Annotated in this window: 16 protein-coding genes and 1 tRNA gene; 9 read left to right on the forward strand and 8 right to left on the reverse strand. The window is 67.3% G+C overall.

Annotated elements, in window-relative coordinates; translation table 11 throughout:
• Nucleotides 1-41: 41 nt before the first annotated feature.
• A complete protein-coding gene (locus J7D54_RS08660; RefSeq protein WP_182763532.1) occupies nucleotides 42-545 on the reverse strand; it encodes a hypothetical protein in 504 nt (167 codons plus the stop codon).
• Between the two features lie 83 nt (nucleotides 546-628).
• On the opposite strand from J7D54_RS08660, the gene J7D54_RS08665 reads away from it, so the two are divergent.
• From J7D54_RS08665 to galK, 5 genes are all read left to right on the forward strand, one after another.
• Nucleotides 629-700: transfer RNA gene (locus J7D54_RS08665), tRNA-Arg, on the forward strand.
• An 84-nt stretch (nucleotides 701-784) separates the two neighbouring features.
• Nucleotides 785-1996, forward strand: coding sequence for a glycosyltransferase 87 family protein (locus J7D54_RS08670; protein WP_182763533.1), 1212 nt, complete (start codon nucleotides 785-787; stop codon nucleotides 1994-1996).
• A gap of 105 nt (nucleotides 1997-2101) precedes the next feature.
• Entirely contained in the window at nucleotides 2102-5923 is a 3822-nt protein-coding gene (locus J7D54_RS08675) for a multifunctional oxoglutarate decarboxylase/oxoglutarate dehydrogenase thiamine pyrophosphate-binding subunit/dihydrolipoyllysine-residue succinyltransferase subunit (RefSeq protein ID WP_182763534.1), read from the forward strand.
• An 18-nt stretch (nucleotides 5924-5941) separates the two neighbouring features.
• Complete coding sequence (locus J7D54_RS08680) at nucleotides 5942-6118, forward strand: DUF6104 family protein (protein ID WP_182763535.1); 177 nt, start codon at nucleotides 5942-5944, stop codon at nucleotides 6116-6118.
• Entirely contained in the window at nucleotides 6118-7260 is a 1143-nt protein-coding gene (gene galK, locus J7D54_RS08685) for a galactokinase (protein WP_182763536.1), read from the forward strand. The genes J7D54_RS08680 and galK overlap by 1 nt, the downstream gene beginning before the upstream one ends.
• On the opposite strand, the gene J7D54_RS08690 is transcribed toward galK, so the two are convergent.
• Nucleotides 7257-7631, reverse strand: coding sequence for a hypothetical protein (locus J7D54_RS08690; RefSeq protein ID WP_182763537.1), 375 nt, complete (start codon nucleotides 7629-7631; stop codon nucleotides 7257-7259). The two genes, galK and J7D54_RS08690, sit on opposite strands and share 4 nt — an antisense overlap.
• A 166-nt stretch (nucleotides 7632-7797) precedes the next feature.
• On the opposite strand from J7D54_RS08690, the gene J7D54_RS08695 reads away from it, so the two are divergent.
• A complete protein-coding gene (locus J7D54_RS08695) occupies nucleotides 7798-8049 on the forward strand; it encodes a WhiB family transcriptional regulator (protein WP_076058478.1) in 252 nt (83 codons plus the stop codon).
• Between the two features lie 77 nt (nucleotides 8050-8126).
• Here J7D54_RS08695 and J7D54_RS08700 read toward each other — a convergent pair whose 3' ends face one another.
• Entirely contained in the window at nucleotides 8127-9539 is a 1413-nt protein-coding gene (locus tag J7D54_RS08700) for a sensor histidine kinase (RefSeq protein WP_182763685.1), read from the reverse strand.
• A 123-nt stretch (nucleotides 9540-9662) separates the two neighbouring features.
• Here J7D54_RS08700 and J7D54_RS14455 point away from each other — a divergent pair, with 123 nt between their 5' ends.
• Entirely contained in the window at nucleotides 9663-9737 is a 75-nt protein-coding gene (locus tag J7D54_RS14455; protein ID WP_369819251.1) for a 50S ribosomal protein bL37, read from the forward strand.
• A gap of 67 nt (nucleotides 9738-9804) precedes the next feature.
• On the opposite strand, the gene J7D54_RS08705 is transcribed toward J7D54_RS14455, so the two are convergent.
• The 4 genes from J7D54_RS08705 to leuC form a co-directional block, all read right to left on the reverse strand.
• Nucleotides 9805-10077, reverse strand: a complete 273-nt coding sequence (locus tag J7D54_RS08705) for a zf-HC2 domain-containing protein (RefSeq protein ID WP_076058476.1) — start codon at nucleotides 10075-10077, stop codon at nucleotides 9805-9807.
• Complete coding sequence (locus J7D54_RS08710) at nucleotides 10077-10691, reverse strand: sigma-70 family RNA polymerase sigma factor (RefSeq protein ID WP_182763686.1); 615 nt, start codon at nucleotides 10689-10691, stop codon at nucleotides 10077-10079. The genes J7D54_RS08705 and J7D54_RS08710 overlap by 1 nt, the downstream gene beginning before the upstream one ends.
• A gap of 255 nt (nucleotides 10692-10946) precedes the next feature.
• Entirely contained in the window at nucleotides 10947-11552 is a 606-nt protein-coding gene (gene leuD, locus J7D54_RS08715; RefSeq protein ID WP_182763538.1) for a 3-isopropylmalate dehydratase small subunit, read from the reverse strand.
• A gap of 3 nt (nucleotides 11553-11555) precedes the next feature.
• Complete coding sequence (gene leuC, locus J7D54_RS08720; protein WP_182763539.1) at nucleotides 11556-12962, reverse strand: 3-isopropylmalate dehydratase large subunit; 1407 nt, start codon at nucleotides 12960-12962, stop codon at nucleotides 11556-11558.
• 115 nt (nucleotides 12963-13077) lie between these two features.
• Between leuC and J7D54_RS08725 the strand changes: the two genes are divergently transcribed.
• Nucleotides 13078-13803, forward strand: coding sequence for an IclR family transcriptional regulator (locus J7D54_RS08725; RefSeq protein WP_182763540.1), 726 nt, complete (start codon nucleotides 13078-13080; stop codon nucleotides 13801-13803).
• A 50-nt stretch (nucleotides 13804-13853) separates the two neighbouring features.
• Here J7D54_RS08725 and J7D54_RS08730 read toward each other — a convergent pair whose 3' ends face one another.
• Entirely contained in the window at nucleotides 13854-14147 is a 294-nt protein-coding gene (locus J7D54_RS08730) for an antibiotic biosynthesis monooxygenase (protein ID WP_076058464.1), read from the reverse strand.
• 117 nt (nucleotides 14148-14264) lie between these two features.
• Between J7D54_RS08730 and J7D54_RS08735 the strand changes: the two genes are divergently transcribed.
• Nucleotides 14265-14651 carry a DUF4870 domain-containing protein gene (locus J7D54_RS08735; protein ID WP_182763541.1) on the forward strand — a complete coding sequence of 129 codons (387 nt, stop codon included), beginning with the start codon at nucleotides 14265-14267 and terminating at the stop codon, nucleotides 14649-14651.
• Nucleotides 14652-14656 lie beyond the last annotated feature (5 nt).

The following is a 14656-nucleotide window of genomic DNA, read 5'->3' on the forward strand; positions in this document are numbered from 1 at the left end:
GGTCAAGCCTGCCAGAGCGCGGTTGGCAATCGGTATTTCGCTCAGCTGGTGGCCACGACCTGGATCTCCCTGGCATCACGCAGGAACACCTGGGCAGGCTCGCCGTCCACGACCTCGCCGTCGACCCTGACCTCGAGCGAGCCGCAGGCGGCACCGAGGCAGCCGGCGCCGAACCTCACACCCCACAGCGCAAAGAAGTGGCCCAGAGTGGATTCCCTGTTCGCCCCTCCCTCCAGCCACACTTCACCGCCGGCATCGTGGGTGTGCACCGGCGCCTGGATGGCTCGCGGCCTGTCGATCCCGATGTAGGCCGGAATCTCGACGGGTGCGCCGTCGACCGTGATCGCCAGGTCCAGGATCCACGGGTCCGCGTCGTCGCCGAGGGCCAGTTCGCGCAGTCCGGCCGCACGGATGTAGGAGACGGCGTCACGAGGAGCATCCCAGGGCGGAGCGGTGTCGCGCAGCACCGCAGGAGCGGGCTCCGGGCGCGAGACGCACCCCACGAGCAGCGCCGCACTGACCACCAAAACGAGCAACCTACGCACGCCGCAACCATAACGGCAGGCGGTGGTGGTGTTGACGACCGTTTCGAGGTGCTAACCTTTCACCGGTCGCCTTCGGGTAACTGGCCCCCGTAGCTCAGGGGATAGAGCACCGCCCTCCGGAGGCGGGAGCCGAGGTTCGAATCCTCGCGGGGGCGCAAGCCGTTCACAGGGGAGGCCAGAAGATGACCGGAGCCGGGCGCGCGCCTCGTGGCCTGACTTTCCGAGACATCCTCGTACCTGTGCTGTTGGTGGCACTGTTCGCCGCCACCCGGTTCCTCATCCTGCTATCGCTCAAGCTCGAGCAGGTGGCGTTCATCGCCAACGACGTGAGCTACTACGCCTTCTACCTCAACAAGCTGGACATGGGCGAGACGGGCATCATGCTCGAGTACCCCGTCCCCGCCGTGTGGCTCCTGCAGATCATCTACGCCCTGGGCGGCGGCTGGGAAACCTGGACCCCGGTGTACGTCGGCTGCTTCCTCGCGCTCGACGCCCTGGTGGCGATCCTCATGTACCGACGCGGCAATGCTGCGGGGACGCTCTTCTGGATCCTGTTCACCGGCGCGCAGGGGGCGGTGCTCTGGTACCGCTTCGACCTCATTCCTGCGGCCCTGGTCGCCGTCGCCTGCGTGTACGCGCTGAGGTTCCCGAAGATCGCCGGCGGCGCCATCGGGCTGGGCGCGGCCGTGAAGCTGTGGCCGGCGCTGCTGATCGGGCCCCTGTTGGCGCCCAACCCGCTGCGCAGAGGGGGCGCACGTTCGCGGCTCATCGGCTTCATCGTGGTGGGTTTCGGCCTGGCTGCCGCGTCGCTCATCACGAGCGGCTGGACCCGTTCGGCCTCCCCGCTGACGTGGCAGAGCGACCGCGGCCTACAGATCGAATCCGTGCCCGCCACCCCCCTGATGTTCCTGCGCACGTTCACCCACAACGAGAGCTGGCTCATCGAGTTGTCGCAGTACAACGCGCTCGAGATCGTCACCGGCCCGGGCATCAACCAGCTGCTGACGGTGTCGACGGTGCTGACCGCCGCGTCGGTGCTGCTGACCATCTGGCTGAGCTACCGCCTCATCCAGCTCTTCCGCGAACAGGACCACCGTCTCCACGAGGCCATGCTGCTGGCTGTGCTGGCGATCGTGCTGGCCACGGTGATCGCCAACAAGACGCTGTCGCCGCAGTACATCGTGTGGCTCGGCGGCCCCGTCGCCGCACTCCTGGTGGTGCAGCGCAGCGAGTGGTTGCGGCGCCACACCACGGTGATCGCGGTGGCGCTGGTGATCGTCGGCGGCCTCACCCAGTTCACCTATCCGTGGGGCGCGTACGGGATCATGGCGATCCCCCAGGGCGCCGGCCCGGAGACCTCCGTGCTCATCCTGCGCAACCTCGCGCTCGTGGCACTGACGGCCTACTCCGTCGTGCTGACTCTGAAGGCGACCCGTCGCTCCACGTCCTGAGAGTGGTCGGGACGGCTGCCCATTATTGGGTAAGCTCAGTGAAGCAGCCGCAGACGTCTGCGGCCTCCGTCCAAATAGAGGGGAAAGTGGCTTCTGCCACGGAACATGTCAGCACCTGACTCGAATGACCTTTTCGGTGCCAACTCCTGGCTGATCGACGAAAAGCGGGAGGCGTATGACGCAGACCCGCAGTCAGTGGACGCCACCTGGCGTGAGTTCTTCGCTGCCGAGGGTGCACCTCCGCAGCCCGCAGCGGTGGAGTCCGCCGCTCCGCCGACGAGTCGTGCCCCCGAGAAACCGCAGGCCACGCCCCGGGCCGAGACGAAGCCCGCCCCGAAGGCCGAGACGAAGCCGGAAGCCAAGTCGGAGCGCCCGAAGTCGCCTGAGGCGAAGCAGCGCGAAGCGGCCTCCGGCCTGTCTGACGCGCCCGCCCCCAAGCCTGCTACGGCCAAGACGGAGAGCAAGCCCACCGTCGAAAAGGTGACCACGGGCCGCAACGCGCCGCACAACCCCGGCACCGGTGCCGGCCTCAGCGCCAACACACCCAACCCGAACGTGCGTCCCGAGCCCTCGGGTGCCCAGCCCAAGTACACGGTTCTGCGCGGTGCCCCCATGCGCACGGCCAAGAACATGGACACCTCCCTCACCGTGCCCACGGCCACGTCCGTGCGCTCGGTGCCGATGAAGCTGGTCATCGACCAGCGCGTGCTGATCAACAACTTCCTGCGCCAGTCAAAGGGCGGCAAGGTCTCGTTCACCCACCTCATCGGCTACGCCATGGTGCAGGCTCTCAAGGCCATGCCGGAGATGAACAACGCCTACGACATGGTGGACGGCAAGCCCAACCTGATCGAGAACCCCTCGATCAACCTCGGCATCGCCATCGACATCCAGAAGGGCGACACCCGCCAGCTCCTGGTGCCCAACATCAAGGGCTGCGAGAACTTCAACTTCTTCCAGTTCTGGTCGGCCTACGAGCAGGTGGTGCGCAAGACCCGCGCCGGTGACCTGCAGGTGTCGGACTTCGCCGGCACGACGGCGTCGCTCACCAACCCGGGCGGCATCGGCACCAACCACTCGGTGCCCCGACTGATGACCGGTCAGGGCATGATCCTGGGCGTCGGCAACATCGACTACCCGGCCGAGTTCCAGGGCATGAGCGAGTCCAAGATGACAGACCTCGCCGTATCCAAGGTCACCACCCTGACCTCCACCTATGACCACCGCGTGATCCAGGGCGCCACCTCCGGCGAGTTCCTGAAGACGATGCACGGGCTGCTGCTCGGCGAGAACGGCTTCTACGACGAGATCTTCGAAGCGCTGCGCATCCCCTACGAGCCGCTCCGCTGGGCCGGCGACATCTCCGCGCACCGCGACAACCAGGTCTCCAAGACCGCCCGGGTACTGGAGCTGATCAACTCCTACCGCGCGTTCGGCCACCTGGTCGCCGACACGGACCCCTTGGAGTACCGCCAGCGTTCCCATGAGGACCTGCGCCTTGAGACGCACGGGCTCTCCATCTGGGACCTGGACCGTCAGTTCGCGGTGGGCACCTTCGGTGGCTCCGAGCGCACCTACCTGACGCTGCGCGACATCATCTCCACGTTGCAGGATTCGTACTGCCGTACCGTGGGCATCGAGTACATGCACATCCCGGATCCGCGGCAGCGCCGCTGGTTCCAGCAGCGCATGGAGAAGCCGCACCAGGCGCTGACGCACGACGAGCACATGCACGCGCTGGACAAGCTCAACGAGGCGGAGATCTTCGAGACGTTCCTCCAGACGAAGTTCGTCGGGCAGAAGCGCTTCTCCCTCGAGGGAGGCGAGTCCGTCATCGTGCTGCTCGACGAGATCGCGCAGCAGGCGGCCAACGACTCCGTCGACGAGGTCTGCATCGGCATGCCGCACCGTGGCCGGCTCAACGTGCTGGCCAACATCGTCGGCAAGAGCTACGGCCAGATCTTCCGCGAGTTCGACGGCCAGGTCGACAGGTCGGGCACGGGTGACGTGAAGTACCACCTGGGCGCGGAGGGTACCTTCGTCGCCTCGAACGGTGCCACCGTCAAGACGTCCGTGGCCGCCAACCCGTCGCACCTTGAGGCGGTGAACCCGGTGCTCCAGGGCATCGCCCGCGCCAAGCAGGACATGCTGCGCCAGAGCGACTACCCGGTGCTCCCCCTCACCATGCACGGCGACGCGTCGTTCGCCGGCCAGGGCGTGGTCTTCGAGACGCTGCAGATGTCGCAGCTGCGCGGCTACAAGACCGGTGGCACGATCCACGTCGTGGTCAACAACCAGGTGGGCTTCACCACGGCCCCCACCGAGTCGCGTTCCTCGACGTACTCCACCGACGTGGCGAAGTCCATCTCCGCCCCCGTGCTGCACGTCAACGGCGATGACCCGGATTCCTGCATCCGCGCGGCCCGCATCGCGTTCGAGTACCGGCAGACGTTCCACAAGGACGTCGTCATCGACATGGTCTGCTACCGGCGTCGTGGCCACAACGAGGGCGACGACCCGAGCTTCACGCAGCCGAACATGTACGACCTCATCGAGCAGAAGCGCTCCACGCGCCGGCTCTACACCGAGTCGCTGATCGGCCGTGGTGACATCTCCATGGCCGACGCCGAGGACGTCATGAACCGCTTCCGAGCCCGCCTCGAGAACGTGTTCCGCGAGGTGCGCGACTCCAAGGGCGCGCCGGACGAGTACCGCAAGGTGCCGTACTACCCCACCAAGCCGGAAGAGCGGCTCACGGAGATCACCACGGAGATGCTCCAGCGGATCGCCAATGTGCACACGCAGTTCCCGGAGGGGTTCGCCGTGCATCCCAAGGTCCAGCCGCAGCTTGAGCGCCGCGCCGAGGCGATCATGAACGGCCCCATCGACTGGGCCACCGCTGAGATGATCGCCATCGGTTCGCTGCTCATCGAGGGTCGCCCGGTGCGCATGGCCGGCCAGGATTCGAGGCGGGGCACGTTCTCGCAGCGCTTCGCCGCCATCGTGGACCGGGTCACCAACGAGGCGTGGGTGCCGCTGAAGCACCTCACCGAGGACCAGGCCACCTTCGAGGTGTGGGATTCGCTGCTGAGCGAATACGCCGCCCTCGGATTCGAGTACGGCTACTCGGTGGCCCGTCCCGACGCGTTGGTGCTGTGGGAGGCGCAGTTCGGCGACTTCGTCAACGGCGCTCAGATCATCTCGGACGAGTTCGTCGCCTCGGGCAACGCCAAGTGGGGCCAGAAGTCGGGCGTGTGCCTGCTGCTCCCCCACGGCTACGAGGGCCAGGGGCCGGACCACTCGTCGGCCCGCATCGAACGCTGGCTGCAACTCTGCGCCGAAGGCGCGCTCGCGGTGTGCCAGCCGTCGACTCCCGCGAACCACTTCCACCTGCTGCGCCAGCACGCCTACGTCAACTGGCACCGCCCGGTCGTGATCGCCACCCCGAAGTCGATGCTGCGCAACAAGCTGGCGACGTCGACGCCGGAGGAGTTCACCTCGGGTCGTTGGCACCCCGCCCTCGACGATCCCACCATCGAGGACCCGTCGAAGGTGGAGCGCATCGTCCTGTGCTCCGGCAAGGTCCGTTGGGACCTGGTGGCCCGCCGCCAGAAGAACGGTCACGACGGAAAGATCGCGATCATCGCTCTGGAGCGCCTCTACCCGCTCCCGGCCGAAGAACTCGTGGCCATCCTGCGCCGCTACTCGCACGTCAGCGACATCCGCTTCGTGCAGGACGAGCCGGAGAACCAGGGAGCGTGGGCATTCATGTCGGTGCACCTGCCCGGAGCCGTCAAGGAACTGTTCCCCGAATTCGACCTGAAGATGACCCCGGTGACCCGTCCGTGGTCCTCGGCGCCGTCGGTGGGCTCGATGGCGGTGCATAAGCAGCAGGAGGAGGACCTGCTGCGCGCCGCCCTGGGCTGAGGCCCTAAACTCTCGGTCATGTATTTCACTGACCGCGGGCTGGAAGAGCTGGTTGATCGGCGCGGCCACGAGGAGGTCTCCTTCGAGTGGCTCGCCGAACAACTGCGCACCTTCGTCGACCTCAACCCCGAATTCGAAACCCCCGTGGAGCGTCTGGCCTCGTGGCTCGCGCGTCTCGACGACGAGGAGGACTGATGCTGGATCTCGATGCGCTGAGAGACCGTTACCGTGCTGTGGTGGGCAGTGCGCCCGAGGGCCTGTGGTTCGCTCCGGGTCGGGTGAATCTCATCGGTGAGCACACCGACTACAACGATGGGTTCGTCCTGCCGTTCGCCCTCGACAAGAAGGCGGTCATCGCGGGCGGTCGCCGCGACGACGACGAGCTCGTGATGGTCTCGCTCGAACTCGACGACGAGGTGCGCCTGGGGATCGAGGACCTGGCCCCCGGCACCGAGGGCTGGTCCTCCTACCTCGCCGGTGTCGTCTGGGCGCTGCGCGAGGCCGGCCACGCCGTGGGCGGGGCCAACCTGGTGATGAGCTCGGACGTGCCCCTCGGTGCGGGCCTGTCGAGCTCCGCCGCCATCGAGTGCGCCACCGTCGCGGTACTCACAGACCTGTACGGGCTCGACATCGAGCCCATCGACCGCGCCAAGCTCGCCCGCGTGGCCGAGAACGCCTATGTGGGAGCGCCCACGGGCCTGCTGGACCAGGCCGCCAGCACCCTGTGCGAGGCCGCGCACGGCCTGTTCATGGACTGCCGCACGCTGGAGACAGAGCAGGTTCCCCTGCCGATGGCCGAGCAGGGCTACGAGATGCTGGTGCTCGACACGAAGACCCCGCACAGCCACGTCGACGGCGAATACGGCACCCGCCGGGCCTCCTGCGAGCAGGCGGCCGCCATCCTGGGCATCCCTGCGCTGCGCGACGTCACTGACCTGGACGAGGCCGTCGAGAAGCTCGAGGACCCCACCATGGTGAAGCGGGTGCGGCACGTGGTCACGGAGAATGAGCGAGTCCTGAAGGCTTTCGAGCTGGCGCGATCCGCAGATCTCGCGGAGTTGGCACCGCTGCTGGATGCGTCGCACGCCTCGATGCGCGACGACTACGAGATCACGGTGCCCACCGTCGACCTCGCCGTGGACACGGCCAAGCGGGCCGGCGCCCTGGGTGCGCGCATGACTGGAGGCGGTTTCGGCGGCTGCATCATCGCGCTCACGAAGGCGGGCGAGGCGGACACGATCGGCCAGGCCATCGCCACCGCTTTCGCCGACGCGGGCTTCGGTGCCCCGGAGTGGTTCACCGCCACGCCGGCCGCCGGAGCAGGGCGGCTCGTCTAGAGCTTCTCCAGCTCGCCGCGGCCCACCGCCACCACAGAGGTGACGACCGTCGCGAGGATGAAGGGGGCCACGGCGAGGGCACCGATGAACTGCGCGCGGTCATCGGTGCCCAACAGGCTGTAGACGACCATGGCGTGCAGCAGGGACGACGCGACGATCAGGCCCAGGGCCCACCGCTGGCCGCGCACGACCAGCCAGGCGAAGGCGATCAGGGCGATGCCGTAGACCGAGAGCATCGCCGCCACCCCGATGCCGAACATCCTGCTGTTGGCCACCAGCGTGCCGACGGCGACGCCCAGGATGGCCAGACCGGTCAGGGCGGTCAGGATCACAGGGATCGCCAGCAGGGGGCGTCGCAGCACAGCAGTCACCCGATCAGCGTGCCGCAGCCAGCAATTCTCAGCAAGTTTGCAGCCGATCGGCGCGGTATACAACACGCAGCCACTGCTATTGCTTATCGTTGCCCGCAGGGGTAATCTGCATGAGCTTGCGGAGAATTCCGCAGCGGATTTTCCCCCCGACAGAAGGAGTACAACTATGGATTGGCGCCACCGGGCTGCCTGCCTCACTGAGGATCCGGAGTTGTTCTTTCCCGTCGGTAACACGGGGCCGGCCTTGGCTCAAATCGAAGAGGCCAAGAAGATCTGCGCCCGTTGTGTCGTCAAGGACCAGTGCCTCTCGTGGGCACTCGAAGCCGGTCAGGACCACGGCGTCTGGGGCGGTCTGAGCGAAGACGAGCGTCGCGCGATCAAGCGCCGCGCCGCCCGCTCCCGCCTCCGCAACAACTGACCCGACCCCCCTCGCGACTTCTCTCGGGGGCGGGCTCTGCGCGTCCTGAGCCTCTGACACGCCGCCCGTTCAGCACCTCACGGAACGGGCAGCACGATGTGGGCCACGGCGCCCTCGCCGTCCTCCCTGTTCCTCAGCGTGAAGGTGCCGTCGAGGTCGTGGATCAGCGTCGAGATGATCGACAGCCCCAACGACTTCTGGGATCCCATCCGGAATCCGTCGGGAAGACCGTTGCCGCCGTCGAGGATGTCGATCGTCAGCGTGCCACCGTCGCGGTGGGGCAGCACCTCCACGAGCCCTGAGGCGCTGTCCAGGCCGTGCTCGACGGCGTTCTGACAGAGCTCGGTGATGACCATCGAGAGCGACGTGGCCATCTCCGCCGGGATCACTCCGAACGTGCCGTGCCGCGTGGCCCGTACCGTGCCGGCTGAGGCGGCGAGGTCGCCCACCATCTCGAGGATCTTGTCGCAGACGCCGTCGAAGGCCACCTCCTCCACCAGCGAGTAGCTGAGGGTCTCGTGAACCATGGCGATCGACGACACGCGGCGCATGGCGTCGCGCAGGGCTTCCCTTCCCTCCTCCGACTTCAACCGCCGCGACTGCATGCGCAGCAGCGCGGCCACCGTCTGCAGGTTGTTCTTCACCCGGTGGTGGATCTCCCGGATCGTGGCGTCCTTGGTGACGAGCATCCGGTCGCGGCGCCGCAGGTCTGTGGTGTCGCGGCACAGCACGAGCATGCCGGCGGTGGTGAACTCCAGCCACAGCGGCAGCACCACGAAGCGCATGGACGCGCCCCGGGCCTCGACGTCGAACTCCAGGGTGAGCCTGCCGTCGATGTCCGCGCTGACCGTCTGCCCCATGGACTCGACGCCCTGCCGGAGGTGGCGGGTGAGTTCCCGGAACCGCTCCCCCTCGATGTCGCCGATGGCGCCCAGCCTGCGGTAGCCGGTGATGGCGTTGGGGCTGGCGTACGAGATGACACCGTCCGGCTGCACCCTCAGCACGCCGTCGGCGACTCGCGGCATGAGCGCCTTGTCCGACGGGGGCACCAGAGGGAACTCGCCGCGCATCAGCATCTGGGTGAGGATCTCTGCGGCTTCGAGGTAGTTCTCTTCGAGGGCACCGGTGGCTCGCATGCCCATCTGGTTGGTGTGGCGCTCGATCACCGCGACCGGGCGGTCGTGCCTCAGCACCGGGATGGCCCAGACGTCGACGGGGATGCCCGCGGAGATCGCGTTGTCCGTGGTTTCCGCGATTTCGTGCGTCATGAAGGCGACAGTGACCTGGTGGTCCGGCTCGTACTCGATGAGCTCGCCCACGATGTCCTCCTCGAGGGCTGTGGGGCCCGTCACCGGCCTCACCTGGGCGGTACAGGCGAAGATGTCGCCTTCTTCGGTGAGGGGCTTCCAGAGGACCAGGTCAGAGAAACTCAGGTCTGCCAGCATCTGCCAGCCGGACACGAACGCGTCCAGCCACTCGTCGTCGCTCATCAGGTCTACGTCACGGGTCACAGGCTCCACTCTGCCACGGACACCCTTTTCCGTGCAGCCGGGTCCTTCTGGCACAATGGGGCGTCACCTGAATAGACATAAACAGACCTAAGGAGGCCCAACATGGGTAAGCGTGGCCGTAAGCGTAAGGCTCGTCGTAAGAACGGCGCCAACCACGGTAAGCGTCCCAACGCCTGACCGGAGAAACCACAAAGCCCCCGCCTGGTGCGGGGGCTTGTTGTTTGTCTGACTTTTCGGCTGGTCGTCAGCCGGTCCGGGAGATGCGCATGGTCTGGATGCGGGCCGTCAACGTCGACGGTGCCGTCTTCTGCGGCAGGCTGCGCTGGATCATCTCGGTGATGGTGGATTCGATTTCGAAGTTCTCCATACATCGTTCACAGGCGTGGAGGTGGTGACGGATCATGTCCGCGTCGGCGTCGAGGAGCTCGTTGTGCAGGAACGCGTGCACCCTGGCGAGGGCCTGGACGCATTCGTCCATCTCGTCGTGCGCATGGGAGAACATGTCGCTTTCACTCATCACCGGCCCCCCGCCTTCCGGCCGATGCCCCGCTCGAGGGCGTAGTCGGCGAGCAGCTCGCGCAGCTGGGCGCGGCCGCGGTTCAGTCTGCTCATCACGGTGCCCAGCGGGGTGTCCATGATCTCTGCGATCTCCTTGTAGGAGAACCCTTCGACATCTGCGAGGAGAACGGCCATGCGGAAGTTCTCCGGGAGTGCCGCAATCGCGTTGGCGACGGCTGCATCCGGCGTCTGATCGAGCGCTTCCATCTCTGCGCTGCGCAGGCCGGTGGAGTCGTGTGAGGCGGCGCGGGCCAGCTGCCAGTCCGTGACGTCCTCGTCGCCGCTGGTCTGCGGGGAGCGCTGCGCCTTGCGGTAGGCGTTGATGTAGGTGTTGGTGAGGATGCGGTACAGCCAGGCCTTGAGGTTGGTACCGGGCTGGAACGTGTGCCGCGAGGCGAAGGCCCGCGCGTAGGCGTCCTGGACGACATCCTCGGCGTCTGCCGGGTTGCGCGTCATGCGCAGCGCCGCGGCGTAGAGGCGGTCGAGATGGCTCAGCGCTTCCTCCTCGAACGCCGCGGCTGCCGCGGCGTCGAGTTCGGCGTCAGTTGACGCATCGAGCAGTTCCTTGTCCATCACGACAGAGAATAGCGCGAGAAGCACGATAGCTCGCACTGAGCCCACCGGCAACGCGGTGGCGCTGCGTGTCATGGCTGGCATCGTGGTCATGTGCTGTGTAACGCTGCGCATCGGCGAGATATTCCCACGGAAGGACTGTGTACCGCGGGCACCTGCGGCGGCGAACAACCCCACCGGGCTCACCGATCCCGGGGACAGCAGAAGGGGACCTGCCCCTGGGCAGGTCCCCTTCGTGCGATGAGTGGTGCGAACTCAGCCGGCGGTGCGCACCGGGAGGGTCTTCGGCTTGAACGACGGACGGGTCGCCTCGTAGGCCGAGATGGTGTCCGCGTCCTGCAGGGTCAACGAGATGTCGTCGAGGCCGTTGAGCAGCCGGTGCTTCGTGTACTCGTCGATGTCGAACCTCACGGTGAGGTCACCGCGCACGATCGTCTGCGACTCGAGGTCCACCGTCGTCTCGACGTTGGGGTCCGCCTCGATGGCGGCCCACAGCAGGTCGCGGTCCGCGTCGGAGACGAGCGCCACGAGCAGGCCTGCCTTGCCGGAGTTCGAGCGGAAGATGTCGCCGAAGCGGGTACCGATGACCACGCGGAAGCCGTAGTTCTGCAGGGCCCACACAGCATGTTCACGCGAGGAGCCGGTGCCGAAGTCGGGGCCGGGGATCAGGATGGTGCCGGAGGTGAACGGCTCCTTGTTCAGGACGAACTCCGGATCGTTGCGCCATGCGGAGAACAGGCCGTCCTCGAAACCGGTGCGGGTGATGCGCTTGAGGTACACCGCAGGGATGATCTGGTCGGTGTCGACGTTCGAGCGCTGCAGCGGAACGGCGATGCCGGTGTGGCTCTTGAAGGGTTCCATTGGTCAGGCTCCAATCAGGTCTGCAGGGGCGGCCAGGTGGCCGACGATGGCGGTGGCGGCAGCGACGGCCGGCGACACCAGGTGGGTGCGCCCACCCTTGCCCTGGCGTCCTTCGAAGTTGCGGTTCGAGGTGGACGCGGCGCGCTCCCCCGGGGCCAGCTGGTCCGGGTTCATGCCGAGGCACATCGAGCAGCCGGCGGCGCGCCACTCGGCGCCGAAGTCGAGGAAGACCTGGTGCAGGCCCTCGGTCTCGGCCTGGATGCGGACGCGCGCCGAGCCCGGCACGACCAGCATGCGGACGCCGTCGGCGATGTGCTGACCCTGCAGCACGGAGGCGGCGAGGCGCAGGTCCTCGATGCGGCCGTTCGTGCAGGAGCCCAGGAAGACGGTGTCGACGGTGATGTCGCGCATGGGTGTCCCGGGCACCAGGTCCATGTATTCGAGGGCACGCTTGGCGGTGGCCTGCTCGACCTCGGACTCGAAGTCTTCGGGGGCCGGCACGACGCCGCCCAGCGGGACGCCATGCCCCGGGTTGGTGCCCCAGGTGACGAACGGGGTCAGCTGCGTGGCGTCGATGTCCACCTCGACGTCGAACGTGGCGTCGTCGTCGGTGCGGAGGGTCTTCCAGTACTCGACGGCGGCGTCCCACTCCTCGCCCTCGGGCGCGTGCGGGCGACCCTTCAGGTAGGCGAACGTGGTCTCGTCCGGCGCCATCATGCCGGCCTTGGCGCCCCACTCGATGGACATGTTGCAGATCGTCATCCGGCCTTCCATCGAGAGGTTCTCGATGGTGGAGCCGCGGTACTCGACGATGTGGCCCTGGCCGCCGCCGGTGCCGACCTTGGCGATCAGCGCCAGGACGACGTCCTTGGCGGTGACGCCGTCAGGCAGTTCGCCGTTGATGTTGACGGCCATGGTCTTGGGCTTGGCCTGGTTCAGCGTCTGCGTGGCGAGCACGTGTTCGACCTCGGAGGTGCCGATACCGAACGCGAGGGCGCCGAAGGCGCCGTGCGTGGAGGTGTGGGAGTCGCCGCAGACGATCGTCATGCCCGGCTGGGTGACACCCAACTGGGGGCCGATGATGTGCACGACGCCCTGGTCCTTGTCGCCCAGCGAGTGGATGCGGATCCCGAAGGCCGCCGCGTTCTCGCGCAGGGTGTCGACCTGCTTGCGCGAGACCGGATCAGCGATCGGCGCAAGGATGTTCAGGGTGGGGGTGTTGTGGTCCTCTGTCGCGAGCGTGAGGTCCGGGCGACGGACGGGACGGCCGGCGAGGCGCAGGCCCTCGAAGGCCTGGGGGCTGGTCACCTCGTGGACGAGATGGAGGTCAATGTAGAGCAGGTCCGGCTCTCCCTCGGCGGCGCGGACGACGTGTGCGTCCCATACCTTTTCGCTCAGGGTCTTACCCATGGCTCCTCGCTTCGCAAACATTGGATCGTTCGTGTGTGAACTCCCCGTAAGTATGCAGGAATTGGCGCAACTTCCCCGTTTGCTTGTCCAGCATGTGGATTGATAATCTCACCATATGGACGACACATCTGGCGTTGGAGTACTCGACAAAGCGAGCCTCGTGCTGGCCGCTCTCGAGCGCAACCCCCTCACCCTCGCGGGCCTGGTCACGGCCACCGGACTGGCCCGACCCACCGCCCACCGCCTCGCGGTGGCATTGGAGCACCACCGGTTCGTGGGGCGCGACCTCCAGGGCCGCTTCGTGCTGGGCCCCCGCCTGATCGAGCTCGCCGAGTCCGCCGGCGAAGACCCCCTCCTGGCCACGGCCGGTCCCATCCTGCAGCGCCTCCGCGACATCACGGGCGAATCCGTCCAGTTGTTCCGCCGCCAGGGCGACGTCCGCGTGTGCGTGGCCTCAGTGGAACGCCCCACCGGTCTGCGCGACACCGTCCCCGTCGGCGCGCAAGTGTCGATGTCCGCCGGCTCTGCGGCCCAGGTGCTGCTGGCCTGGGAGGAGCCGGACAAGCTGGACAAGCTGCTCGACGCGGCGTCGTTCACCATGGCCACGCTGCAGACCGTGCGCCGTCGTGGCTGGTCCCAGTCCGTGGCGGAGCGCGAGGCCGGCGTCGCGTCCGTCTCTGCCCCGGTGCTGGCACCGTCCGGCAAACTCATCGCGGCAGTGTCGGTCTCTGGGCCCATCGAGCGGCTGACCCGCTCCCCCGGTCGTCTCCACGCGCCTGCGGTGCTGGCGGCGGCCGAGCGCCTGAGCGAGGTTCTCCGTAGGAGCGGCGCCCCCGAATGAGACAACCAGAAACATCCCTCGGCACACCGCCGGGGGATGTTTTTTGTCGCCTAAAGGCCGGCCAACGCCCTGAAGACCTGCTTGACGCGCGGTTCGGTCTGTACCCGGTTGGTCACCTCGGCCCACGCCCTGTAGTGGTCGGTCTGCTTGTGGGCGTCCAGCGCACCCTCATCGACGTAGGCCTCGGCGAGTGTGAACCTCGTGGGGTCGTCGTCGTGCTGGAGAACGTCGAACCGGAGGCAGCCCGGTTCCTGGAGTGAGGCGGCGCTGTTGGCCACCGTCACGGCGGCGAACTCCTCCTCGGCTTCTGGATGGATGGTCACGACTACCTGGAAGACGTACATGGGCATCAACATAGCTCCCCGGGGGTGGCTCGGGAGGCCGGGACCCGGGCACCGGCAGGGGTCGGGTCCGGGCTGATCCGGATACCCTCGCCGCCGCTGCCCCCCTACCCTCGAAACATGACCTACCACTATTCCGACGCCCCGGCCGCGCGGAGCGACGAACGCTCCATGGCGGTCCTCGCCCACCTCTCCGCGATCATCGCCATGGTGCTCAGCGCCGGCTGGCTGAGCTTCGCCGGTCCCCTGATCGTCTGGTTCCTCTACAAGGACCGCAGCGGCTACGTCCGCCGTGCGGCCGCCGGTTCGTTCAACTTCAACATCTGGGCCTGGCTGATGAACGCCATCGCCTGGGTCTGCCTGTTCACGGTCGTCCTGATCCCGGTGTCGATCGTGCTCTGGGCGATCGCCGGCATCATGACCCTCTGGTGCCACATCCACGGAGCGGTTCGCGCGTCCGACGGCCGTCCCTACGACTACCCGGCGTCCGTCCGCATCCTCAGCTGACCGCC

It is taken from the genome of Tessaracoccus sp. MC1865, from assembly GCF_017815535.1.
Taxonomy (GTDB): Bacteria; Actinomycetota; Actinomycetes; order Propionibacteriales; family Propionibacteriaceae; genus Arachnia.

Bases quoted from the DNA above. Each gene is read 5' to 3' on its own strand.
- J7D54_RS08675 (WP_182763534.1), top strand. From the start codon at position 2,102: ATGTCAGCACCTGACTCGAATGACCTTTTCGGTGCCAACTCCTGGCTG.
- J7D54_RS08680 (WP_182763535.1), top strand. From the start codon at position 5,942: ATGTATTTCACTGACCGCGGGCTGGAAGAGCTGGTTGATCGGCGCGGC.
- galK (WP_182763536.1), top strand. From the start codon at position 6,118: ATGCTGGATCTCGATGCGCTGAGAGACCGTTACCGTGCTGTGGTGGGC.
- J7D54_RS08695 (WP_076058478.1), top strand. From the start codon at position 7,798: ATGGATTGGCGCCACCGGGCTGCCTGCCTCACTGAGGATCCGGAGTTG.
- J7D54_RS08700 (WP_182763685.1), bottom strand. From the start codon at position 9,539: ATGAGCGACGACGAGTGGCTGGACGCGTTCGTGTCCGGCTGGCAGATG.
- J7D54_RS08705 (WP_076058476.1), bottom strand. From the start codon at position 10,077: ATGAGTGAAAGCGACATGTTCTCCCATGCGCACGACGAGATGGACGAA.
- J7D54_RS08710 (WP_182763686.1), bottom strand. From the start codon at position 10,691: ATGGACAAGGAACTGCTCGATGCGTCAACTGACGCCGAACTCGACGCC.
- leuD (WP_182763538.1), bottom strand. From the start codon at position 11,552: ATGGAACCCTTCAAGAGCCACACCGGCATCGCCGTTCCGCTGCAGCGC.
- leuC (WP_182763539.1), bottom strand. From the start codon at position 12,962: ATGGGTAAGACCCTGAGCGAAAAGGTATGGGACGCACACGTCGTCCGC.
- J7D54_RS08725 (WP_182763540.1), top strand. From the start codon at position 13,078: ATGGACGACACATCTGGCGTTGGAGTACTCGACAAAGCGAGCCTCGTG.
- J7D54_RS08730 (WP_076058464.1), bottom strand. From the start codon at position 14,147: ATGTACGTCTTCCAGGTAGTCGTGACCATCCATCCAGAAGCCGAGGAG.
- J7D54_RS08735 (WP_182763541.1), top strand. From the start codon at position 14,265: ATGACCTACCACTATTCCGACGCCCCGGCCGCGCGGAGCGACGAACGC.